21 protein-coding genes and 1 pseudogene are annotated in these 21,582 nt (G+C 62.4%); 9 read left to right on the forward strand and 13 right to left on the reverse strand.

The annotated features are described in order from the left end of the window. Window positions 1-6 precede the first annotated feature (6 nt). From P6U23_RS08245 to P6U23_RS08265, 5 genes are all read right to left on the reverse strand, one after another. Window positions 7-348, reverse strand: a complete 342-nt coding sequence (locus P6U23_RS08245) for a hypothetical protein (RefSeq protein WP_407179049.1) — start codon at window positions 346-348, stop codon at window positions 7-9. Next, entirely contained in the window at window positions 345-947 is a 603-nt protein-coding gene (locus tag P6U23_RS08250; RefSeq protein ID WP_407179050.1) for a heme-copper oxidase subunit III, read from the reverse strand. Before P6U23_RS08250 ends, P6U23_RS08245 begins: the two co-directional genes overlap by 4 nt. Continuing rightward, entirely contained in the window at window positions 944-2,857 is a 1,914-nt protein-coding gene (ctaD, locus tag P6U23_RS08255) for a cytochrome c oxidase subunit I (RefSeq protein ID WP_407179051.1), read from the reverse strand. Before ctaD ends, P6U23_RS08250 begins: the two co-directional genes overlap by 4 nt. Continuing rightward, on the reverse strand, window positions 2,854-3,786 hold the full coding sequence (coxB, locus tag P6U23_RS08260; RefSeq protein ID WP_407181382.1) for a cytochrome c oxidase subunit II: 933 nt from the start codon (window positions 3,784-3,786) through the stop codon (window positions 2,854-2,856). The genes ctaD and coxB overlap by 4 nt, the downstream gene beginning before the upstream one ends. A 74-nt stretch (window positions 3,787-3,860) precedes the next feature. After that, window positions 3,861-4,421 carry a c-type cytochrome gene (locus P6U23_RS08265; RefSeq protein WP_407179052.1) on the reverse strand — a complete coding sequence of 187 codons (561 nt, stop codon included), beginning with the start codon at window positions 4,419-4,421 and terminating at the stop codon, window positions 3,861-3,863. A gap of 134 nt (window positions 4,422-4,555) precedes the next feature. Here P6U23_RS08265 and P6U23_RS08270 point away from each other — a divergent pair, with 134 nt between their 5' ends. After that, window positions 4,556-6,865: an FdhF/YdeP family oxidoreductase gene (locus tag P6U23_RS08270; RefSeq protein WP_407179053.1), complete on the forward strand. Its 2,310-nt coding sequence runs from the start codon at window positions 4,556-4,558 to the stop codon at window positions 6,863-6,865. 149 nt (window positions 6,866-7,014) lie between these two features. Here P6U23_RS08270 and P6U23_RS08275 read toward each other — a convergent pair whose 3' ends face one another. Both P6U23_RS08275 and P6U23_RS08280 read right to left on the reverse strand, forming a co-directional pair. Continuing rightward, a complete protein-coding gene (locus P6U23_RS08275) occupies window positions 7,015-7,194 on the reverse strand; it encodes a CsbD family protein (protein ID WP_407181383.1) in 180 nt (59 codons plus the stop codon). Window positions 7,195-7,288: 94 nt separating this feature from the next. Beyond that, complete coding sequence (locus tag P6U23_RS08280; protein WP_407179054.1) at window positions 7,289-8,014, reverse strand: DUF72 domain-containing protein; 726 nt, start codon at window positions 8,012-8,014, stop codon at window positions 7,289-7,291. Between the two features lie 119 nt (window positions 8,015-8,133). Here P6U23_RS08280 and P6U23_RS08285 point away from each other — a divergent pair, with 119 nt between their 5' ends. Then, window positions 8,134-8,919: an SDR family NAD(P)-dependent oxidoreductase gene (locus tag P6U23_RS08285; RefSeq protein WP_407179055.1), complete on the forward strand. Its 786-nt coding sequence runs from the start codon at window positions 8,134-8,136 to the stop codon at window positions 8,917-8,919. 133 nt (window positions 8,920-9,052) lie between these two features. After that, complete coding sequence (locus P6U23_RS08290; protein WP_407179056.1) at window positions 9,053-10,054, forward strand: L,D-transpeptidase family protein; 1,002 nt, start codon at window positions 9,053-9,055, stop codon at window positions 10,052-10,054. A 143-nt stretch (window positions 10,055-10,197) separates the two neighbouring features. Here the strand turns inward: P6U23_RS08290 and P6U23_RS08295 are convergent. Next, a pseudogene (locus P6U23_RS08295) lies at window positions 10,198-10,420 on the reverse strand (VOC family protein); the annotation flags it as partial. A gap of 289 nt (window positions 10,421-10,709) precedes the next feature. Between P6U23_RS08295 and bluB the strand changes: the two are divergent. Then, entirely contained in the window at window positions 10,710-11,366 is a 657-nt protein-coding gene (bluB, locus tag P6U23_RS08300) for a 5,6-dimethylbenzimidazole synthase (RefSeq protein WP_407179057.1), read from the forward strand. Window positions 11,367-11,695: 329 nt separating this feature from the next. Here bluB and P6U23_RS08305 read toward each other — a convergent pair whose 3' ends face one another. From P6U23_RS08305 to P6U23_RS08315, 3 genes are all read right to left on the reverse strand, one after another. After that, on the reverse strand, window positions 11,696-13,237 hold the full coding sequence (locus tag P6U23_RS08305) for a PAS domain S-box protein (protein ID WP_407179058.1): 1,542 nt from the start codon (window positions 13,235-13,237) through the stop codon (window positions 11,696-11,698). 601 nt (window positions 13,238-13,838) lie between these two features. After that, a complete protein-coding gene (locus tag P6U23_RS08310; protein ID WP_407179059.1) occupies window positions 13,839-14,135 on the reverse strand; it encodes a hypothetical protein in 297 nt (98 codons plus the stop codon). 564 nt (window positions 14,136-14,699) lie between these two features. Continuing rightward, on the reverse strand, window positions 14,700-14,945 hold the full coding sequence (locus P6U23_RS08315) for a hypothetical protein (protein WP_407179060.1): 246 nt from the start codon (window positions 14,943-14,945) through the stop codon (window positions 14,700-14,702). Between the two features lie 77 nt (window positions 14,946-15,022). On the opposite strand from P6U23_RS08315, the gene P6U23_RS08320 reads away from it, so the two are divergent. The 5 genes from P6U23_RS08320 to uraD all read left to right on the forward strand — a co-directional run bounded on the left by P6U23_RS08320 (window position 15,023) and on the right by uraD (window position 17,834). Beyond that, entirely contained in the window at window positions 15,023-15,178 is a 156-nt protein-coding gene (locus P6U23_RS08320; protein ID WP_407179061.1) for a hypothetical protein, read from the forward strand. A 12-nt stretch (window positions 15,179-15,190) separates the two neighbouring features. Beyond that, window positions 15,191-15,481: a hypothetical protein gene (locus P6U23_RS08325; RefSeq protein ID WP_407181384.1), complete on the forward strand. Its 291-nt coding sequence runs from the start codon at window positions 15,191-15,193 to the stop codon at window positions 15,479-15,481. A gap of 108 nt (window positions 15,482-15,589) precedes the next feature. After that, entirely contained in the window at window positions 15,590-16,003 is a 414-nt protein-coding gene (locus tag P6U23_RS08330; RefSeq protein ID WP_407179062.1) for a DUF3830 family protein, read from the forward strand. Further along, the gene (gene puuE / locus P6U23_RS08335) at window positions 16,003-16,938 is read left to right on the forward strand and encodes an allantoinase PuuE (protein ID WP_407179063.1); all 936 of its coding nucleotides are present in this window, start codon (window positions 16,003-16,005) and stop codon (window positions 16,936-16,938) included. The genes P6U23_RS08330 and puuE overlap by 1 nt, the downstream gene beginning before the upstream one ends. Before the next feature lie 8 nt (window positions 16,939-16,946). After that, entirely contained in the window at window positions 16,947-17,834 is an 888-nt protein-coding gene (uraD, locus tag P6U23_RS08340; protein WP_407179064.1) for a 2-oxo-4-hydroxy-4-carboxy-5-ureidoimidazoline decarboxylase, read from the forward strand. Window positions 17,835-18,016: 182 nt separating this feature from the next. Here uraD and P6U23_RS08345 read toward each other — a convergent pair whose 3' ends face one another. Both P6U23_RS08345 and P6U23_RS08350 read right to left on the reverse strand, forming a co-directional pair. Further along, the gene (locus P6U23_RS08345) at window positions 18,017-20,746 is read right to left on the reverse strand and encodes a molybdopterin-dependent oxidoreductase (protein ID WP_407179065.1); all 2,730 of its coding nucleotides are present in this window, start codon (window positions 20,744-20,746) and stop codon (window positions 18,017-18,019) included. Further along, a complete protein-coding gene (locus P6U23_RS08350; protein WP_407179066.1) occupies window positions 20,743-21,570 on the reverse strand; it encodes an FAD binding domain-containing protein in 828 nt (275 codons plus the stop codon). The genes P6U23_RS08345 and P6U23_RS08350 overlap by 4 nt, the downstream gene beginning before the upstream one ends. Window positions 21,571-21,582 lie beyond the last annotated feature (12 nt).

The following is a 21,582-nucleotide window of genomic DNA, read 5'->3' on the forward strand; positions in this document are numbered from 1 at the left end:
CAACCGCTATCGCTCGCATCCCGTCAACACCACAGAGGCTATCGTCTGCAAGATCAGCGCAAAGCCGAAGACCAATGATGACAGCGCGCTCAACGCGCCGATGAAGCGGAATGTGCGAGGCGAGCTGAAACCGGTGATGTCGGCCCGAGCCGACCGCCAGGACAGGGCGCCTGCAAGACAGGTCACGATCAAGGCTGCCAACGAGATCATCGCCGAAGCATGGATTTGCTTTACGCAATCGGCATAGGAAAGGTTGAGGCCGAGCATCGCATTGATGGCCCACAGCAGTGCGGCGACCCAAAGGCCGGCCCATGCCCATAGCCTGGCGAGAATTCTGTAAGCCCTCATAGCCGCACGATCCAGTAGATGCAGCCATAGATCGGAAGCCAGGCCGCAACGACAAAATTCCAGTACATGCAGTTGTCCTGCACGTCCCCGAAGCGGCGCGGATTGCGGCCGTGGCGCGTGAACACCAGCGCGGCCAGCACCAGCGTATCGACGAGGTCCGTAATGATATGCGTCGTGTGCAGGCCGAGCAGGGTCCAGATCACCGAGCCGTAGGCGTTGGTGTCCCACTTCACGTTCAGCGCGGCGAATTCAAAGGCGCGCGGAATGAGCGGGGCAACTCCCAGGGCGGACATCACGACCATGCCGATGCGGACCTTGCGTAGGTCCTGCTGTTCCGCCCAGCTTGAAACCAGATAATTGGGTATGAGGCTGATGACGAGGATCAGCGTCACCAATGTGCCGGGCAGGAGGTCCGGCGGCGGTGCGTTGAGCGGCCAGATCGGGGCGAGGCTCATCAAGTAGAAATAGATGGCGATGACGAGCGCAAAGCCGGTCCCCTCGATCAGCATGAAGGCCAGAGTGCCCCACCAGGTCACGCTGGCGCTGCGCAGACCATGCAGCGGCAACCTCGAGAGGTCGGCGACGACACGTTCTCTCATGCCTCATCCTCCGGTACGCGCTTGGGCCAGAACCAGCCGATCAAGGCGATCGCGACCGGGATCGACCCCCACACCACCGCCCAGGGCGAGAAGATCGACCAGATCAGCATCACAGCCGTGGTGATCGCAGCCCAGAGCGGCCAGATCGAGTTTCGCGGCGATGACTCCCGCGCCTCGGGTTCGGCAGCGACCAGCGAGGTGACGACGAGTTCGCGCCGATCCACCCGAAGGCCGTCGGCAACCGAAAGCGCGTCGCGCTGCTCCCACAGCGGATAAGCGCCGTACACGACGGGAATCCTGGCAAAGTTGTAACTCGGCGGCGGCGAAGAGGTTGCCCATTCCAGGGTCGGGGCATCCCAGGGATTCGCGCCTGCGGGCAGGCCCGCACGCGCGCTGCGCAGCGCGTCGATGAAGAACAGCAGAAATCCTGCGGCGAGAACCGCGGCGCTTGCGCTCACGAACAGATTGAGGCCATGCCAGGGCATATCGGGCTGATAGGTGTAGATCCGCCGTGGCATGCCCTGCAGTCCCAGGATGTGCATCGGGAAGAAGGTGAGGTTGAAACCGATGAAGATCAGCCCAAACACCCAGTGGCCGACACGTTCGCTCATCATCCGGCCGGTGATCTTGGGAAACCAGTAATAGATGCCGCCGATCAGCGGAAACACCGAGCCGCCGATCAGGACATAATGAAAATGCGCGACGACGAAATAGGTGTCGTGAACCTGCGTGTCGAACGGGACCGAGGCGACCATCACGCCGCTCAAGCCGCCGATCACAAAGGTGAAGATGAAGCCGATGACGAAAAGAAGCGGCGTCTTCCACACCGGCTTGCCGTCCCAGAGCGTCGCGATCCAACAGAAGATCTGAACGCCCGCCGGTATGGCGATCGCCATGCTGGAGGCGGTGAAAAAGCTCTCGCCAAGCCGCGGCAGCCCTGTCACGAACATGTGGTGGACCCAAAGTCCGAACGACAGGATGCCGGTGGCGATCAGCGCCATCACCAGTGCCAGATAGCCGAATATGGGGCGGCGCGCGAATGGGACGATCAGGGTCGAGACCATGCCGACCGCCGGCAGGAAGATGATGTAGACCTCGGGATGGCCGAAGAACCAGAACAGATGCTGCCAGAGCAGGACGTCGCCGCCTTCGGCCGGATTGAAGAAATGCGTACCGACCAGGCGATCGAGAATGAGGCTCGTGCTTGCCACCATGATCGACGGCATCGCCATGATGACCAGAAACGCGGTGACCAGCATCGACCATACGAAGAGCGGAATTCGGTCGAGCGTCATGCCCGGGGCGCGCTGTTTGAACACGGTCACGACGATCTCCACGGCGACCGCCAGCGCCGACAATTCGGTGAAGGTGATCATCTGCGCCCAGATGTCGGAGCGCTTGCCGGCGCCATATTGCGGGCCGGACAGCGGCACATAGGCGAACCAGCCGACGTCGGGACCCATGTCGAGAACGAACGAAATCCAGAGCAAGAGGCCGCCGGCCAGATAGATCCAGTAGGAAAACGCGTTCAGTCTGGGAAACGCGATGTTGCGCGTCCCGACCATCAACGGCACCAGATAGACCGCCATCGCCTCCATCACGGGCACGGCGAACAGGAACATCATGTTGGCGCCGTGCATGGTGAAGATCTGGTTGTAGCGATCGGGGCCGATCAGCCGCGCTTCCGGCCGCGCCAGTTGAAGCCGCATCAGAATGGCGAGCACGCCGCCGAGCGCAAGGAATGCGAAGGCGGTGAAGATGTAGCGGCGCCCGATGATCTTGTGATCGACGGTGGCCAGCGCGCCCGGGAATCCTGCGGCCGTACCCCAGGTGTCCTCGAGCGCCGCGTCGACCAGCGGCCGCTCAAGCTCGGCATCGCGCGTATCGGGCCCGATGACGCTCTCGCTCATTTGAGGCTCGCGAGATACGCCGAGACCGAGAGCAGCTCTTCGCGCGACAGCGACACCAGCGGCATGTTGTTGCCGGGCTTGAGCGTCTGCGGATCGGCGATCCAAGCCGCGAGCGAGCCTCGCGTCATCTCAAACAGGCCGGCGCCAATGTATTTGCGGCTGCCGACATGCGTGAGGTCCGGCGCGCTCGTGCCGGTCGCCTTGGTGCCGCGCACGGTGTGACAGGCTGCGCAGGGCTTCGACAGAAAGATCTGCTGGCCGGTAGCCGCTTCGGCATTCGTGGGCTGAGTGGCCGGCCGCCGCTGCGCGTCGGCCCATTTGTCAAAATCGCCCTGCGGTTCGGCGATGACGAAGAAGGCCATGTGCGCGTGTTGGAGGCCGCAGAACTCGGCGCATTGGCCGCGATACACACCTGGGCGCTCGGCACGAACACTGAGCTCGTTCGGACGGCCCGGGATCAGATCCTGTTTGCCGGCGAGACTCGGTACCCAAAAGGAGTGGATGACGTCGTCGCCCTCAAGCTGGAAGCGCACGGTGCGCCCGACCGGAATGTGGATTTCATTGGCGGTCACGAAGTTCTGGTCGGGCCTCGCGCCGAAATACTGCACGTTCCACCACCATTGCAGTCCGCTCACCTTGATGGTGAGGTCGTCGGGACCCGCGGCGCTGAGCGCGCGCGTGGAAAAGAAACTGCCGACGGTAAAGCCGGTGATCACCATGACGGTGGCCGCGACCGCCAAGATAACGGCAATCCCCATCCGGCGCGCCATGCCGCGATCAACTTCGGTCGGCGTCAGCCGCGATGCGTGGCTACGGGTGAGCGCGCGGATCAGCGCAATCATCACCAGCATCCACACCACCGAGCATGTTGCGACAATCAGGATGATGAGCTGTTTGAGGCTGATCGCCGACGTTCCGTGCACATCCATTGCCGACTGCAACCCGCCACAGCCGGCGAGCGGCAACAGTGCGGGCAGGAATGACAGCCGTTTGACCGTCGCAATCACGGTGTCGGTCCCTGATCGGGATGAATGGGCGTCGGCCCCTGGTCGAACAGGATTGCGGCCGGCGCGCGGTTCTCGGCGGGACGCGACTGCTTGTCGTCGTTGCGGCTTGGCGCGGCCGTTTTGGCCGAGTAGGCGCCGAGCGTCTGGATGTAACCTGCCAACTGCCAGATCTGGTCGGTGGTCATTTTGTCGCGAAACGCCGGCATGCCGTGCGGTCGCCCGTCGCGGATCGACGCGAAGATCGAGACCATCTCCGGGCCGTAGTACCACCAGCCATCCAGAAAGGACGGCCCGATGCCGCCCTGTCCGTCAGCATGGCAAGTGCTGCAGCCGAACCAGGAATAGAGCCGCTTGCCCTGGCTGAGATTGTACGCGTTCGTCTCGTACGGCCTGTTGAGCGCGAAATAGACCTCCGGGGGCGCGCCGGAGATGCGGTTCGGCATCAGCTTGACCTCGTCAAGCGCGCTCGCAATCGGAGGGTCCAGCCGCAATTGCCGTTCTTCTCTTTCGCAACCGCCGAGCATCACGATGCAGATGAGCAGGACGATGAGCCGCATGGTGAAATCGTCTGCATGGACGAAACCGACAACAGCGGAGGGAACGGTAAGTTCCTGGTCCAAAGCTCTAAGGAACCGGATCATGCGCAGCGCTTTAAAGATCCGAGGGCAGCTCACGTTCGGAAAAACGCGTCATGGCCAGAACACGCAGGCTCAGCTCCGATCTCGAAATCAAAGGCTACACGGGGCCCTCCGGCGGCTGGGGTTCGGTGCGCTCGCTGGCAAGAAGCCTGACCCATAATCTCGTTCCGATTCGCGGTCCGGCCGTTCTGCTCAACCAGAACAAGACGGGCGGATTCATGTGCGTCAGTTGCGCCTGGGCCAAGCCGGCCGACCCGCGTGTGTTCGAGTTCTGTGAGAACGGCGCCAAGGCGACGACCTGGGAAATCACGCAAAAGCGCGTGACGCCCGAATTCTTCGCACGGCACACGGTGACAGCGCTGGAGCGCTGGGACGACCATCAGCTCGAGGATGCCGGCCGCTTGACCCACCCCATGCGCTGGGACGCGGCTTCCGACAAATATGTTCCGGTCGATTGGGCGGATGCGTTCCAGGAGATCGGGCGCGAATTGCAGGCGCTCGAGCCCGACAGCGCCGTGTTCTATACCTCCGGCCGCGCCTCGCTCGAAGCCTCCTTCATGTACGGCCTGTTGGCGCGCGCTTTCGGCACCAACAATCTGCCTGACAGCTCCAACATGTGCCATGAGACCACCTCGGCGGCGCTGCCCGAGAGCATCGGCGTGCCCGTCGGCACCTGCACGCTGGATGATTTCGCCAAGACGGATTGCATCTTGTTCTTCGGCCAGAACGTCGGAACCTCAAGCCCGCGGATGCTGCATCAGCTCCAGGAGGCGGTGAAGCGTGGTGTTCCCATCGTAACCTTCAATCCTCTGCGCGAACGGGGACTGGAGGAGTTCACCAATCCGCAGTCTCCGCTGGAGATGCTGAGCGGCTCTTCGACGCGGATCACCTCGCAATATCACCAGGTCAGAACCGGCGGCGATACCGCGGCGATGATGGGAATCGCCAAGGCGCTTTTCGCGCTGGAAGCGAAGGCCGATGGCGCCGGAACCATCATCGATCGCGACTTCATTCGCGAGCATACCCACGGCTTCGATGAGTTCGCCGCTGCGGTGAAGGACTGCGCGTGGTCCCAGATCGAGCAGCGCTCGGGGCTGAGCCGCGGTGCGCTGGAGGCTGCGGCGTTCGTCTATGCTCATGCCAAAAGCGTGATGTTCATCTACGGCATGGGGCTGACGCAGCATGAGAGGGGCGCCGAGACCGTGCAGATGATAGTCAATCTGGCGCTGCTGCGCGGCAATATCGGACGGCCGGGCGCCGGCATCTGTCCGGTGCGCGGTCATTCCAACGTGCAGGGCCAGCGCACGGTCGGCATCACCGAAAAACCCGAATTGGTTCCCGTCGAGAAGATCAGGACGTTGTTCGGCATCGAGGTGCCCGAAAAGAAGGGAGTTCGGATTGTCGAGGCCTGCGAGAAGATCATCGACGGCTCGGTTCGGGCCATGGTGCTGCTCGGCGGCAATCTGGTGCGCTCCGTGCCCGAGCATCGCCTGGTCGAACCGGCCTGGCGCAAGCTGCGCCTCACCGTGAACATCCTGACCAAGCTCAATCGCAGCGCGCTCGTGCACGGCGAGATTTCCTACATCCTGCCCTGCCTTGGCCGCATTGAGGTCGATGTGCAGGCGAGTGGACCTCAGGCTGTCTCCATGGAGGATTCCACCGGCTGCATGCACGGCTCCCGGGGCCAGATGCCGCCGGCTAGCGAGCACTTGCTCTCAGAACCGAAAATCATCGCCGAGCTTGCCAAGGCCACGGTGCCGTCGCGCTCGACCATTCCATGGGACGAGTGGGTCGCCGACTACAGCAAGATACGCGACGCCATCGCGGCGAGCTATCCGGACATCTTTCACGACTTCAATGCACGGATGTGGAAGCCTGGCGGCTTCCATCGTCCGCTGGGTGCGCGCGAGCGGAAATGGAATACGAAGACCGGCAAGGCAAACTTTATCGTGCCGAAATCGCTCGCCACGGACATCGATACGCCGCCGGAGAACCGCGACATCGTGCAGCTCATCACGTTGCGCAGCAACGGCCAGTTCAACACCACGATCTACAACTATGACGATCGCTTGCGAGGCATCTTTGGTTCGCGTTACATCGTCATGATGCATCGCAACGACATCGACCGGCTCGGATTGCGGGAGGGCGACATGATCATGCTCGCCACGGCCGTGAATGATGGGGTGGACCGCCGGGTCGGCGGCCTGCGCGTGGTGGCTTACGACATTCCGGAGGGCTGCATCGCCGGCTATTATCCGGAATGCAATCCGCTGCTTCCGCTCTGGCATCACGAGGAAAAAAGCAAAACGCCGGCGGCAAAATCGATTCCGGTGCGGGTGATGGCCTCGCCGGTCCGGACTTGATTCCGCTGAGCATGCGCCCATGAATTGCGGAGCTGGACGAGCGCCCGGGTCTGCGTCATTGCGAGGAGCGAAAGCGACGACCCGCCGTCGCCCGCTGCTAGGGCGAGGCTTCGCTTGCGCTCGCAATGACACGGCTTTGCGACGAAGCTTCAGGTCAACTGGTTGAGACGACGCAGCGGATTGACCTCGCTCGGTTCTTCCTTTTGCTTCTTGCCTTCCTTTTCCTGTCTCTTGCCTTCGTCGTGCAGGCCTTGGTCGCCGAGAACCTCCCCGACGGCCTGCTTCGTCTTTCCTGCGATTTCGTTCTTCGCCCCTTTGACTTTGGTCATGATCACCATCCGTCTCGGGTATTGCGTCGTTGCATCAACGTCCTGGTTCTCGCACTGTTCCCATCACGCCAAACTCGGTGGGAATCGCGATCGCTCATTCCAGCAGTTGCTTCAGTCGCGACGCATCGGCGGGCGCTGCGCTCTTCTGGTCGTTGTCGAAATAGACATAGACGTCGCACCCCTGGCGTTTCCAGGACTTGATGCGACGCGCCCATTCCGCCAGCGTGTCGGGGCGGTAGTGCCCCTTGTAGCTGCCCTGCGGTCCATGTCCGCGAACGTAGACGAAATCCGCCGTCCGCCTCCAGGGCGCCGGCGCGTGATGATGATCGGACAGGCAGAGCGAGATGTTCTGATCGGACAGCAGTTTTAGAATGCGCGGCTCGTACCAGCTCTTGTCGCGAAACTCGAAGCTGTAGCGGCGCTTCTTGGGCAGCAATTTGCAGAACGACGCGAGCCGCTCCGGATTTGCCGTGAAGTTCGGCGGCAGTTGAAACAGGATGGGGCCGGCCTTTCTGCCCAGCAGCGACAGCCGGCTCTCCAACAGCTCCAGGCTATTCACCGAGTTCTGCGACAGCCGCTTCCAATGCGTGATGAACTTCGAGGCCTTCCAGGCAAAGACGAAATCCTCGCGGGTCTGGTCGCGCCAGGATTCCACCGCTTCCTCCGTGGGCGTGCGATAGAACACCCCGTTGAGCTCGGTGGTCGAGAATTGGCTGGCGTAATAGTGCAATTGATCCTTGAGCGGCAGTCCTTTCGGAAAAAATGGACCGCGCCAGGAATCGTAATGCCATCCCGATGTGCCGATAAAAATCCTTGCCATCGCCCGTGCACCTCGCGCGACAAGCGATAAAGCGGCACCCGGTTCCAAGCTGGGACTGTCGCCCCGGATAGGAACGATATCGGATGCGTCCAATTGGACATCCAAGACGGGAGATTGGCATGGCGGCGAACGGTCAATTTGCGATTGTCACTGGCGCTTCCACCGGGATCGGCCTCGAACTGGCGAGATGCTGCGGCGAGAACGGTTTTGACCTGTTGATCGCGGCCGACGAGGCGGAAATCGAGAATGCCGCCGCTTCGCTGCGGAGCACGGGCCGGCAGATCGAGGCCGTGCAGGCCGATCTGGCGACCACGCACCGCGTCGATAGGCTCTATGAGGCGACGCGAGGACGCCCGGTGGATGCGCTTCTCGCAAATGCGGGGCGCGGCCTGGGGCATGCCTTTCTCGATCAGGATTTCCCGGCCATCCGCCATGTCATCGACACCAACATCACCGGCGAGCTCTATCTGATCCACAGGGTCGGGAACGACATGCGTCAGCGCAACTCCGGGCGCATACTGATCACCGGTTCGATCGCCGGCTTTACGCCGGGCAGTTTCCAGGCTGTCTACAATGGTACCAAGGCTTTCCTCAATTCGTTCTCCTACGCCGTTCGCGAGGAACTCAGGGGCACCAATGTCACTGTGACCTGCCTCATGCCTGGCGTAACCGAGACCGAGTTCTTCAAGCGTGCCGGGATGATGGACACGTCAGTCGGAACAACGAGCAAGGACGATCTGGCCGATGTCGCAAGACAAGGCTTCCGTGCGATGATGAGCGGTGATCCCGATATCGTAACGGGATTGAAGAACAAGATCCAGTCCGCGGTGGCAAATGTCACGCCAGCCGAAGCGCTTGCAAAACAGCACCGGCAGATCGCGGAGCCGGGCACGGCGAAGTCGTGAGCTTAAGAAGCGCATGCGGGTGCAGGCCGTTCTCCGGCCGGCGATGCGGTCTTGAAGACACTTTCGCGGTTTGTTGAATTGACGATGCAACCGACAGTGACATTCTGCGCGCGGTCAATTTTGGACCGGCAGTATGTTCGGCTATCGAATTAGCTGCATTTTCATAGCGGCATTGATACCTTTCGCGGCTGCGGCAGAGCTCGAGCCGGCGAGCATCAATGCGGCCGGTTATGCCGAGCTTGGCCCCGGCGACCAGATTCAGCCGGCGATCGTCAAGGCGCAAATCCTGCTTGATCGCGCCGAGTTTTCTCCAGGCGAAATCGATGGGCGCCATTCGGCGCGGCTCGATCAGGCGATTGCAGCTTTCGCGGAACGCCATGGACTGCCGGTGGATACGGGATGGAGCCGATCCTTCTGGCTGGCGCTGACCTCCAGCGTCACGGGTCCGGTGATCGCCGAATATTCACTCACGAGAGAGGACCTCAAGGGACCCTTCATGCAGTTGCCGGCGAAGATGGAGGATATGCGCTCATTCAGGACTCTCGGCTTCTCCAGTGCACGCGAGGCGCTGGCCGAAAAATTCCATGTCGGCGAGGAGTTGCTCGCAGTGCTCAATTCCGGTGCCTCGTTCTCCGATGTGGGCGAGAGAATTCTGGTTCCCAATGTTCTACCGGATCGGTCGCCCGGCATCGCCGCACGGATCGATGTCGATAAGGATCGGCAAACGGTCAAGGTCTATTCGGCGCAGAACGAATTGATTGCGTTCTTCCCGGCGTCGGTCGGCAGCGACGATAAGCCATCGCCCTCGGGAGCGTTGAAGGTGAAGCTGATCGAAAGCGATCCCTCCTATCACTACAATCCAAAGTACCAATTCAAGGAAATCGGGATACAGAAGCCGTTCGATCTTAAGCCGGGTCCGAACAATCCGCTCGGCACCACCTGGATCGCGCTATCGAAGCCGGGCTATGGCATTCACGGGACGTCCGAACCATCCTTGGTGGGAAAGTCCGCCTCGCACGGCTGCGTGCGCTTGACCAATTGGGATGCGCGGCGTCTCGCGGGAATGCTGACCAAGGGCATTCCGGTCAATTTCAAACAGCGCAGTGAAGCTCACGCCGCGTTCGACGCTCATTGAACTCCGCCGCATTCAAACCGCGTGAACGCTCTTTTCGCGTTGCCAAAAGCGAACGTCGCCGCACATGGTGACGAAGCGTTGGGCGTCCGCGGGCGCTGCGAGGGCGAGGCAGCCGCCGTCGTCACCGGCCGCTCGAACTCGGTTGGTCAAGGCGATCCGCTCGATGCCCTCGCGCTGTGCCAGAAAGGCGCGCGCCGGTGCATTCAGGTCTGTTGCGGCGAGCACACCCAGCAATTCGATGTAATCGGGGTCGAGCATGATGGTATGGTTTCCCGATCCCATATGCGCGCTGTGGGTGCCGCGCGGCGAGACGGTGAAGCCCAGCCGCTTCCACATTTCCGCGGCCAGGTCGAGATCCCTGACCATGACGACGGCATGTCAACGTTCTTGAGCGCCACCTGCGTTATTTCCCGGGGCGAACTTCGCATCTAAATTAACCGGGCCGGGCGTCGCCCGGCAAGGCAGCGAGAGTGGCGTTTCTGACCTCAATCGGGAACATTGGCATCAACAGCCAGGAAACGGCGATAGCGGCAGATGTGCTGTCAACTGTCGGCTGCGTCACAATTGCTGCGACGCACGGCACTGCAAGCGCTTTTCGCATTGGGCCCGGGCGCCATTGTGCTAATAGGCGTTTCTATCGGGGTGCCGGGAGAATATGACGATCGAAAGCAAGGAAGAGCCGCCGCGGTTTGATGCGGCGTTCAAGGCGCAGTTCGCTGAACTCGTGCGCTGGCGGCGCGATGTGCGCCGCTTTCGATCCGATCGGGTCGATCCAGATCTCATCGAGCGGTTGTTGGCGATTGCGTGCTGTGCGCCGTCCGTGGGCTTAAGCCAGCCCTGGCGCTTCGTGCTTGTCGAGTCGCCCGCGCGAAGACAGGCTGTGCGCGAGGATTTTTCGAAGGCGAACAAGGCTGCGCTTGCGGGATATGCCTCCGAGCGGCAGGCGTGCTACGCGCGGCTCAAGCTCGAAGGCCTTGCGCAGGCGCCCGTGCACCTTGCCGTCTGCGCGGATGAGACCACCGCGCAAGGCCACGGCCTCGGCCGTCAGACCATGCCCGAAACGGTCCGCTACTCTGTCGTGGCGGCGATCCAGACGCTCTGGCTCGCCGCGCGCGCCGAAGGGCTTGGCCTCGGCTGGGTCTCCATCCTCGATCCGGAGGCGATCAGATTGATCCTAGACCTCCCGCCGGAGTGGACCTTCATTGCCTATCTTTGTCTGGGCTGGCCGGAAGAGGAGCACGACGATCCCGAGTTGGAGCGCCATGGCTGGCAGGAGCGGTGCCGGGGAACGGTGAACCTGCTGAAGCGGTGAGGGCAGCCGCTTGCGCCTGCGCGCAAAATCAAATTCTAACCGGCTGAAACAACAACATCGCTTCGCGGCAACCCGCCTGATGTTAGGAGCGGGCGGTTTTTCTGTGCGGAGCGATTTGCCAAGGCGCAGGTCTATTGCCGCAATCAACGCTGCCGCTTGAAGCTGCCGGAGCGGCGGCACAATCCGCATGCGCAATTCTGCTGCCCTGGCCGTTTCGAGCTGTCACCGGCTTCGTGCTCCTGGTCTATCCGATTGGCGCGGCCAAAGGCTATGCAATTTCATCTCCAACGGCACTGACCGGCGCGACATCTAGTGAGCCGGTCCTTGGATCATTCCCGTTCCAGAGGCAAAGTGAACTGAAACACGGCGCCCCGTGGTTCATTCACGCCGGCCCAAAACCGTCCTCCGTGCGCTTCGATAATTGAGCTGCAGATGGGTAGGCCCATGCCTATACCCTGCGGCTTGGTGGTGTAGAATGGCTCGAACAGGCGGTTGACTATTGCCGGATCAAGGCCTGGACCGCTGTCTCGCACCGCAACAAGAATCCCGCCTGAGGCATTCCGCATCGTGCTGATTCGAAGCTCCCGCGGCGGCTCGTCGCCGCAGCTCATCGCCTCGACCGCATTGAGGATCAGGTTGAGAACGACCTGTTGCAGCTGGACGCGATAGCCTTCGATGAATGGCAAGCCCGTGGCGAGATCCGTCTGCAGCGAAACACCATGTTTGAGCAGTTCGCTTCGGGCCAAAGTGACGACATCCAAGATGGCATTATTGACGTCAATGCTCTCTTTCCGTGCCGGCGTCTTCTTAATCAGAGCACGGATCCAATTAATGACCTCGCCGGCTCGATTGGCATCCGTGACAATGGTTGCGAGCGCCCGCCGCACCTCTGCGACATTCGAAGGTTGACAGTCCAACCAACTTAGTGCCGCCTCTGCGTTGCAGAGCATCGCTGTGATCGGCTGGCTTACTTCATGGGCGACCGAAGCGGTGATCTGTCCCATTGCTGCCGCGCGATTGGCATGTGTCAGTTCAGCTTGCATCTCGCGGAGAGCCTCAGCGGCTCTCTTACGTTCGGTGATGTCGCGGCTCAGAGAAATGATTTTTCGCTGCCCGCCTTGACAGAACTCTCGCATGCGGACCTCAACTGGAAACACTGTGCCGTCCTTTCGGCGATAACGACTCTCCAGCGTTGCGACGCCCCCCGCCTTGAGGTGCTCGCGGTTACGCTCCCAAGTCGCTGCATTCAACTCCAGATCGAAGAAGAACGGAGTCATCCCAATCATTTCGTCTCGGCCGTAGCCCAAGCTTTCGCAAGCATTTCGGTTCACGTCGAGAACTTCACCGTCTTCATTGTGGAGCATGAACGTGTCTGTCGCGTGGTCGACGAAGGTGCGGAAACGGGCCTCGCTCTCCCGCAGCGCCTCTTCGACGCGCTTCCGCTCCGTGATGTGGCGCCCGACCCCGCGGTAACCCAGGAAGCGTCCCGTCTGGTCAAAAACAGGCAGCCCCGAGACGGACACGTAGCGCTTACCACCGCCGGGCGTAGGCCGCGCGAGCTCAAAATCGCGAAACGGCAGGTGGGCGTCGAGCGTCTCCCGGTGCTTACGCCATTCCTCTGGCTCAGGCTCGAGGTAGGGCACCTCCCAGCGCGTCTTGCCGATCTCAGAGACCGGAGGGTCGGTCAGCGTGTTAGCAAACTCCTGCCGGATGAACCGATGCTGAGCGTCAGTTTCCCAGTAGACGTCGAAGGAGAATTGCACCAGAGTTCGAAACCGCTCCTCGCTCTCGCGTAACGCCTCTACGATCTCGGAGGGAGTTTGAACCGGATATCGCATAGTCGCCCTTTGTTGCTCACGAGCAATGGACACAATCGACTCATTTCTTGCGGCAGGCTTCGGGCTGTGGCGCCACGAAGCGGCAAGTAGTCCCAGCGATAGTGATAGGGGACGGTGGGTCGACGAGCCTCACTGCGCATCATCGATCAGGCGCATGTTGTGAACGACCTATACTTACGTATGTAAGAGCTTCTGGACCTGAGAGGTGGCGTCCGGAACCCGTCGCACGAGTTATGCGCAAAGCCGGCCGCGAACCGCGCGCCCTAATGTGGGCCGGGCGGCCGCATCTGCTTGAGCTTGAGCGCGATGTGCTCCAGTGGGCTCATGACCTCGCTTCGTCTTGGTGGCGACGCGGCTATAGAGCGCGGTGGTATCGAGCTTAGCGTGACCGAGCAGTCGCGAGTCATCATGCAGCTCAGCTTCCCTCACTGAAAGTCAAAGACCCGCTGCGTGGCATCCGGTGTTAGCGGAGGCTTCTGCCGCTGCCGCGGGTGAAGCCTGCCAGGGTCCTCAGCTTTGATCGCCCGAGGCGCGCCTGCGCAAGCTTGTCGGCGTTATGTCGCCGCGGCGGAGCATAGGCAGGGCTGTCATGTTGCAGACGCCGATGAGTTTTGCTGCCGTTTTAAGCGTAATCTCACCTCGCTCCACGCGCGCGCCGTCGCGGAAGATGGCGATGTCGTGCTGATTGCGAAAGCCGCGCGCGCTCTTGCGTCCAGGCCTTGCCGTGCCAGTTCTCAAGTGCGATTGAGCAGGCGGCGATCTGCCGATCGGGCATCAGCCGCGCCAGCTCACGCACGAGCGCGATCGTGTCGTCGGGAATGCGCGGATTGTGCCGGCCGGCCGCATTCAGTTGCTGTTCGACCTGTAGTTGGGTGTGGTCGCCGCCTTGCCAGTGCAGGACCGCATCGATGATTGCGCCGTCCTTGCGCACGACGATCTCCCTGAGTGCCGCGCGAAGGATACGATGATCAGCCGGTTGGCCAGGTCGATGGCGTCGTACGGGCGGTGCGCATGCGCAGCTTCATAGCGCGCCTTCTACAGCGACAGCTCCAATCTGGCGCTCGGCCGCGTCCTCGCGCTCGATTGTGGCTCGATGGCTTTGAGCGCTGCGTTGATGCCGAGCGGCTTGAGGACGCGCAGGACTTGGTTGCTGATCACCGCATCGATGCTCAAGCCGCTGATGGAAATGCAGCACGCGGCGCCGTGGTTCGTACGCGCACCGTAAGCAGTACGCGCACCGTAAGCAATTGTAGCGGCCGAGCTTGCCGCTGTAGTGCACATGGAGCTTGCGGCGCAGTGACCGCGCCGCAGCAATCCAGACAGGAGCGCCTTTACGGGCTGCTCCGCGAGCGGGAGCCGCTGCTCAGTCTGAATGGTTGCTCTCGGTATTACACGCGCCTCATCTTCGTTCGCCGCACGGGCTTCGAGGGACGTTCGTCCGCCGACACGCAAGCGCATCGGCGGAGCGGCACAGAGTTTTGTGCGTGTTTGCGGCCTAGTGGCCGGCCGGCGCGGAAATAACGCCGCCTTCGAGACGGGATTGCCAATAGGAATAATCGGGATAGGACCAGCCGTAGGCGTCGCGGACGCCGTAAGCGTAGGGCGGACTCCATGGCTCGCTGACAACAGGTGCGGGCCGGTAGATTTTCCTGACGTGGTGACGTTCGCCGGCCGTGGCCGCCCCGATCATCGATCCCGCCAGCAAGGCGGTGACGAAAATTGTTTGGACTGTCTTTTGCATCTTCGGTCTCCCTTGTTTTCCCGGCACTGCCGCAGCGCCGGCAGCGCCGCGGATCAGGAGCCTCTGGGGAGATAGCGATGAGGCCTGCCGATTATCACGATAGCCTGCATCACGAAGCGGCGAGCAAAATTCTTGGTCAGCGCCCGCTTTCGGCTAAATATTCGGCAACTGCGACCGTCCCGCTGATGGACTTCCGTAGGATGATCCGGTTCAATGCTGTGCCGGTATCATGACGAGTTGAAATGATGAAGAAACTTCTGGTGCCAATCCTTCTGTTGTCCTCCTCCAGCATCGCCGCGCCTGCTTGGGCGCAGACCAAATTGACGGCGAAGCCGACAGGCGGGCGCGCCGACAATTGTACGCCGATCGGTCGCACCGCGAATGGCGAACTGGTCTATTCCATGAAGTGCGACAACATTCCCGCGCCGCCCGCGCCACCACCGCAGGCGGAGGCCAAGCAGGCACCGCCGCCGGAGCGGGAAGAGCGGGGAACCGGGTTCTTTGGCATGTCGTTCGATCGGCGACAGGACCAATAGAGGCCTCGTCTCAAGCGAGCGCCACGTTGCCGGCTGGAATGGTCCTTGCTTCCGGCATCTGTCGCTGCAATGGGATGCGGCGCACACAATTGACCATGAGAGCGAGCAATGAGCCAACTGATTATCCGGGCCGGTGATTTTACCTTCGAGGCCCGTTTCGAAGAAGCGCTTGCGCCGAAGACCTGCGCCGCCTTCAAAAAGGCGATGCCGTTCGAGAGCCAGGTGATCCACGTGCGCTGGAGCGGCGAGGGCGTCTGGATGCCGCTTGGGGATCTGGATTTCGGAGTCACTTACGAAAACCACACCAGCTATCCGGCGCCAGGCCAGATCATTCTTTATCCCGGCGGCATCAGCGAGACCGAGATCCTTCTCGCCTATGGCGGCGTGCACTTTGCCAGCAAAGTCGGGCAGCTCGCCGGCAACCATTTTATCACCTTGACGTCGGGCCTTGAGAACCTGCCCATTCTCGGCAAGACCGTGCTGTGGCAGGGCGCGCAGAAAATCCGGTTCGAGATGGCGTGATGGCGGAGCAGCCCTATCCTCGCGACCTGCGCGGCTACGGCCGCAACCCGCCCCATCCGCACTGGCCTGGGGAGGCGCGGGTCGCGGTGCAGTTCGTGGTGAATTTCGAGGAGGGCGGCGAGAACAACATCCTGCACGGGGACGCGGCGTCGGAGGCCTTTCTCTCCGACGTGCTCGGCGCGCAGCCATGGCCGGGACAACGCCACGCCAATATCGAATCGATGTTCGAATATGGCTCGCGCGCCGGCTTCTGGCGGCTGTGGCGGATCTTCACCGAACGCAAGCTGCCCACCACGGTCTTTGGGGTCGCAACCGCCTTGAAGCGCAATCCCGACGTGGTGGCCGCCATGAAGGAGGCGGGCTGGGATATCGCGAGCCACGGCCTGAAATGGATCGAGCACAAGGATATGTCGGAGGCGCGCGAGCGCGCGGAGATCGCCGAGGCCATCCGCGTGCATACCGAGGCCACTGGGATGCGCCCCCGCGGCTGGTACACCGGACGTTCCTCGATCAATACGATCAGGCTTTTGATGGAAGCTGGCGGCTTTCTCTATTTGTGCGATTCCTACGCCGATGATCTGCCGTACTGGATCAAGGGGGCGGGTGGACCACAGCTCATCATTCCCTATACGCTCGATGCCAACGACATGCGCTTCATCAACGCGCAAGGGTTCGGCGGCGGTGATGAGTTCTTCACCTATCTGAAGGACAGCTTCGACGTGCTCTACGCCGAAGGCGCTGACGCGCCGAAGATGATGTCGGTTGGGCTGCATTGCCGCATTGTCGGCCGCCCCGGGCGTGCCGCAGCCTTGATGCGGTTTCTCGATTATGTCCTCGGGCACGAGCGTGTCTGGGTTCCGACGCGGTTGCAGATCGCGCTGCATTGGCACGCGAAGCTGGCGCATCTCGCCGAACATGCGCCAACGATCGGCTAGGTACGGTAATGTCGCAAGTCTCGCTTTCGGATTTGAATAGCTGCAGTAAGAGCGACTTCGTCGCGGCACTTGCCAATATCTTCGAGCATTCGCCGTGGATCGCCGAGCAGGCCGCGTCCTTCCGTCCTTTCGCCGGCCTTGTGCAATTGTTCGATGCGATGAAAGCGGCGGTCGATCACGCCTCGCCGGAACTCCGGCTTGCGTTGATCAAGGCGCATCCCGATCTCGCCGACAAGACGCAGCGCGCCGCCGGGTTGACGATGGAATCGGACGCCGAGCAGAACAGTGCCGGGCTTGATCGCTTGTCGGATGCCGAGTACGAGGCGTTCGAGCGCGTCAACAATGCCTATCGCGCCAAGTTCGGTTTTCCCTATATCGTCTGCGTCCGCCGCCAGACCAAGGATTCCATCCTGCGCGATTTCGCGCGCCGCCTGCCGAACGACGCGATGGCCGAAACGCAGCGGTCGATCGAGGAAATCTGCCGGATCGCGGCGCTGCGGCTCGACCTCCTGGTGACCTCGGCTGATCGGCTCAAGGTGCACGGCCGGCTCTCGACTCATGTGCTCGACAACTATAGCGGCAAGCCCGCCGCCGGTGTCGAGATTGAACTGGTCGAGCTGTCGGAACTTGGCGCAAACCGCGTGGTGACGCGCGCGACCACCAATTCGGACGGCCGCACCGATGCGCCGCTGATCGGGGGACGGCCGGTGCCGATCGGTCGCTACGAGCTGAGGTTTTCGGTCGGCAAATATTTCGCCGCGCGCGGCGTGCCGCTGTCGGATCCGCCTTTCCTGGAGAAAATCCCGCTGCGCTTTTCGGTGAGCGAACCCGAAGGCCATTATCACGTGCCGCTCCTGGTCACGCCGTGGAGCTATACGACGTATCGGGGGAGCTGATCGGTGCTGCTTCCTTGCGCCCGTCATTCCGGATGGTCCGAAGGACCAGACCCGGAATGACGGAGCAAGCAACGTGCGTGACGAGGCGAGGCTTGGGAAGATTTGTAGGGTCGCCAAAGCGCAAGCGTGCCCACCATTCGCAACGGGATTGCAGGGGTGGGCACGCTGTCGCCTTGCCCACCCTACAACCCCTCCCCAAATTTCTCTTTCAGCAGCGGGTACAGCCGGTCCGGCTTGAACGGCAGGCAGGTGAAGCGGATGCCGGTGGCGTCGGCCAGCGCATTGCCGAGGGCGGCGGCGACGGGGTTGTAAGGGCTTTCGCTCATCGACTTGGCGCCCATCGGCCCCAGCGCGTCGTGGGTATCGGCAAAGAGGACCTCGGTGCGGGGGACGTCGGCAAGCGATGGCAGATGATAATCGCGAAAGCGCGGATTGATCACGCGCCCGCTCTCATCGATGACCACCTCCTCATACAGCGCGGCGCCGAGCGCCTGTGCGACGCCGCCTTCGACCTGTCCGCGGCATTGCATCGGATTGGCGACGCGTCCGGCATCGGCCGCCTGCACGCTCCTGAGAATTTTGATTTGCCCCGTGCCCTTGTTCACTGCGATGCGAAATCCCTGCACGTTGAAGGCGACCGAACGCGGCGTGCCGGCGGAATTGCCGCTCGCCGCGAGCATCTTTCCGGCCTCGCGCGCCGATGTCGCCAGCTCTGCATAGGACAGGCGTTTGCCGTCGCAAACGATGGTATCGTTGTCGAGCTTGCAGGCGTTCGCGTCGACCTGCATCGCGCGCGATGCAAAGGCCTTGAGCTCACCAGCCAGCTTCTCGGCCGCCACTTGCGTTGCGCGGCCGGCCACGAAGGTGCCGGTCGAGGCATAGGCGCCGGTGTCATGTCCGCCATGAGCGGTGTCGGACTGCCGGAGGTGGATGCGATCAACGGTCGTCGCCAGCGCCGTTGCGGCGATTTGGCGATGCACCGTGCTGGTGCCGTTACCGAACTCCGCCGTGCCGACGGTCAGCTCGAATCCGCCGTCCTCGCGCAGCGAGACCGCGGCATCGGCAATGTGTCCATCCGGCGGAACGGTGTCGATCATCGTCAGCGCCATGCCTTCGCCGACCAACCAATCCGGCGAGAGATCGATATCGGGATGCTCCGCCTGCATTGCGCGCTCGACCAGGTCGAGACACTGGTCGAGCCCATAGGAGGCGATTTGGACGTCGTGAGGTCCCGAGGGCGGCGGCGACAGCATGGCATCACCAGGCTTGATGATGTTGCGGCGGCGCATCTCGAAAGGACTGATACCGAGCCGCCTGGCGAGCTCGTCCATCGCGGCCTCGACGGCGAACAGGGTTTGCGGCAAGCCGTAGCCGCGGAAGGCACCTGCGGGCACGGTGTTGGTGTAGGCGACGGCGGCATCGACCTTTTTGTTCGGACAGTTGTAGACGCTGATGCTCTCGGCGCAGCCGTGAAACAACACGGGACCGGCATGATTGCCGTAAGCGCCGGTGTTGGAAAGCACGTCGAGCTGAAGGGCCGTCAGTCTGCCGCTCGCATCGGCACCGGCCTTTACGGTGACGCGCATCGGGTGGCGCGTCGAGGTCGCGATGAACTGCTCCTCGCGGGTGAGCTCGAGCTTCACCGGACGTCCCGTCTTCAATGCGGCGAGCGCCAGAATATCCTCGACGAACATTTCCTGCTTGCCGCCAAACCCGCCGCCGACACGCTCGCAAAACACACGCACCTTTTCGAGTGGCAGATCGAAGATTTCGGTCAAGCTGCGCCGCGTCAGGAACGGCACCTGCGTACTCGATCGAATATTGAGAATTCCATCCGCGTCGAGCCAGGCAAGGCCGCCATGGGTCTCCAGCGCTGCGTGCTGCACGCGTTGGGTCGTGAATGTGCCTTCGTAGGTGACGGCGGCGTTTGCCAGGGCCGTGGCGACATCGCCGTATTCGCCGTGCGTTTCCGCGACGATGTTGCGCTGGGCATTCGCAATGCGATGCTCCGTCGTCTTATCCGGGTGTACCAGGGGAGCGCCCGGCATGATCGCGGAAGTCACCTCGACGACGGCGGGCAGGATCTGGTAGTCGACCTTGAGCGCGCGACAGCCTTCTTCGGCCGCGGCCTCGGTGTCCGCGATGACCGCCGCAACCTTTTGCCCGACAAAGCGCACCACGCTGTCCAGCACCAGCGTGTCTTCCGGGTCCATCCAGGTCTTTTCATGCTGCGCAGTGGAGAACAGGCGCGAGGGCGCGTCCTCGTGCGTCAACACTGCTGCGACGCCCGGAACGGCAAGCGCCGCGGCCTTGGCGATCGAGATGATCCGGGCGTGCGGATGTGGCGAGCGTGCGAGCTTGATGTGCAGTACGCCGTCGATCGCTGTGTCGAACGTGTAGCGCGCCGTGCCCCGTACCACCTCCGGCCCTGCCGGCGCCGGAAGACTACGGCCGAAGGCGGTACCGGCACCGGCGTCCTCGATATTACGCTTGCCGTCGAGCGCGTCCTCGATCGCGCGGTAACCGGTGCAGCGGCACAGATTTCCCTTCAGCGCGTCCCCGAGATCCTGGCGCTGTGCCTGGTTGAGCGATGCGCAGGTCAAGATCATGCCGGCGGTGCAGAAGCCGCATTGGAACGCCTGGGCCTCGAGGAACGCCTGTTGCATCGGATGCGGTCCACTATCGGAAGCCAGGCCTTCGATGGTGGTCACAGCGCGCCCTTCGGCACGAAACGCTGGAATGAGGCAGCTATGCACAGGCTCGCCGTCGATCAGCACGGTGCAGGCCCCGCAGTCGCCGGCATCGCAGCCTTTCTTGACGCCGAAATGCCCGAGCTCGCGCAGGAAAGTGCGCAGGCACTGGCCGGCGCGCGGCGTTTGCGAAAACGTCTTGCCGTTGATCTCGAAGCTCATGGCCGCGCCCCGTCAGCGAGTTCGCTGCGGATTTCTTCCGCAAGTCGGAGCGTCATGTGCTTGCGCCAGAATGGCTTGCCATGCAGATCGTTATGATAGAGATCTTCGGTGATGGTTTGTCGGATCGCGTCGCGCAGTTCGCCGGTTTTCGGCATCGTGCCGAAGCAAAGGCGGACGGGCCGTTTGGTGGATGCCGTAACCGTCAGCAACAGCCCGCCTTCGCTGGTGATGCTTCCGATCAACAGCGCTCCCGAGCGGCCGACCGGCGCGAGCGAGATCTGGCGGAAGGCGGAACGCCGCCTCAAGGCCGCGAGCGGAATATCGATCTGGCGGAGCAGCTCGCCCGGCGCCAGCACGTTGCGCTGGTTGGAGATGACGAAATCGATCGCGGCCACCTTGCGCTCCGCACCGTCGGCCTGCCAGATGGTGCAGATGCCATCGAGCGCCGAAGTCAGGGCGATCATGGGACCGGCCGGCAGCGACATGCAGAGATTGCCGCCGACGGTCGCGGTCTTCCAGATCTTGAACGAGGCCAGGAAGGCGCGGCAGCATTGGTCGATCAGGGGCGCGGCAAGCCAGTCCGGCGGAGAGGCGAGCGCGTCGAGCTGCGCGATCGTGCAGGTCGCCGCGATCGAAAGTCCCGACGGGGTGATCGTAAGCGACGGCCATTTCAGCGCGGTGAGGTCGATCAAGCGCCGCAACTGCATCTGCGGCTCCGAAAACAGCCAGGTGCCGCCTGCAAGCCACGCGTCGCCTGCCGTCCAAACGGGCAGCTCCGCCCGTGTCCGCGGCCGCGCGACCTCCCTAATCGTGTTCAAGTCCATGGATACGTCAAC

It is taken from the genome of Bradyrhizobium sp. STM 3562 (assembly GCF_045571435.1).
Taxonomy (GTDB): Bacteria; Pseudomonadota; Alphaproteobacteria; order Rhizobiales; family Xanthobacteraceae; genus Bradyrhizobium.

Bases quoted from the DNA above. Each gene is read 5' to 3' on its own strand.
- P6U23_RS08245 (WP_407179049.1), bottom strand. From the start codon at position 348: ATGAGGGCTTACAGAATTCTCGCCAGGCTATGGGCATGGGCCGGCCTT.
- P6U23_RS08250 (WP_407179050.1), bottom strand. From the start codon at position 947: ATGAGAGAACGTGTCGTCGCCGACCTCTCGAGGTTGCCGCTGCATGGT.
- ctaD (WP_407179051.1), bottom strand. From the start codon at position 2,857: ATGAGCGAGAGCGTCATCGGGCCCGATACGCGCGATGCCGAGCTTGAG.
- coxB (WP_407181382.1), bottom strand. From the start codon at position 3,786: ATGGATGTGCACGGAACGTCGGCGATCAGCCTCAAACAGCTCATCATC.
- P6U23_RS08265 (WP_407179052.1), bottom strand. From the start codon at position 4,421: ATGCGGCTCATCGTCCTGCTCATCTGCATCGTGATGCTCGGCGGTTGC.
- P6U23_RS08270 (WP_407179053.1), top strand. From the start codon at position 4,556: ATGGCCAGAACACGCAGGCTCAGCTCCGATCTCGAAATCAAAGGCTAC.
- P6U23_RS08275 (WP_407181383.1), bottom strand. From the start codon at position 7,194: ATGACCAAAGTCAAAGGGGCGAAGAACGAAATCGCAGGAAAGACGAAG.
- P6U23_RS08280 (WP_407179054.1), bottom strand. From the start codon at position 8,014: ATGGCAAGGATTTTTATCGGCACATCGGGATGGCATTACGATTCCTGG.
- P6U23_RS08285 (WP_407179055.1), top strand. From the start codon at position 8,134: ATGGCGGCGAACGGTCAATTTGCGATTGTCACTGGCGCTTCCACCGGG.
- P6U23_RS08290 (WP_407179056.1), top strand. From the start codon at position 9,053: ATGTTCGGCTATCGAATTAGCTGCATTTTCATAGCGGCATTGATACCT.
- bluB (WP_407179057.1), top strand. From the start codon at position 10,710: ATGACGATCGAAAGCAAGGAAGAGCCGCCGCGGTTTGATGCGGCGTTC.
- P6U23_RS08315 (WP_407179060.1), bottom strand. From the start codon at position 14,945: ATGCAAAAGACAGTCCAAACAATTTTCGTCACCGCCTTGCTGGCGGGA.
- P6U23_RS08320 (WP_407179061.1), top strand. From the start codon at position 15,023: ATGAGGCCTGCCGATTATCACGATAGCCTGCATCACGAAGCGGCGAGC.
- P6U23_RS08325 (WP_407181384.1), top strand. From the start codon at position 15,191: ATGAAGAAACTTCTGGTGCCAATCCTTCTGTTGTCCTCCTCCAGCATC.
- P6U23_RS08330 (WP_407179062.1), top strand. From the start codon at position 15,590: ATGAGCCAACTGATTATCCGGGCCGGTGATTTTACCTTCGAGGCCCGT.
- puuE (WP_407179063.1), top strand. From the start codon at position 16,003: ATGGCGGAGCAGCCCTATCCTCGCGACCTGCGCGGCTACGGCCGCAAC.
- uraD (WP_407179064.1), top strand. From the start codon at position 16,947: ATGTCGCAAGTCTCGCTTTCGGATTTGAATAGCTGCAGTAAGAGCGAC.
- P6U23_RS08345 (WP_407179065.1), bottom strand. From the start codon at position 20,746: ATGAGCTTCGAGATCAACGGCAAGACGTTTTCGCAAACGCCGCGCGCC.
- P6U23_RS08350 (WP_407179066.1), bottom strand. From the start codon at position 21,570: ATGGACTTGAACACGATTAGGGAGGTCGCGCGGCCGCGGACACGGGCG.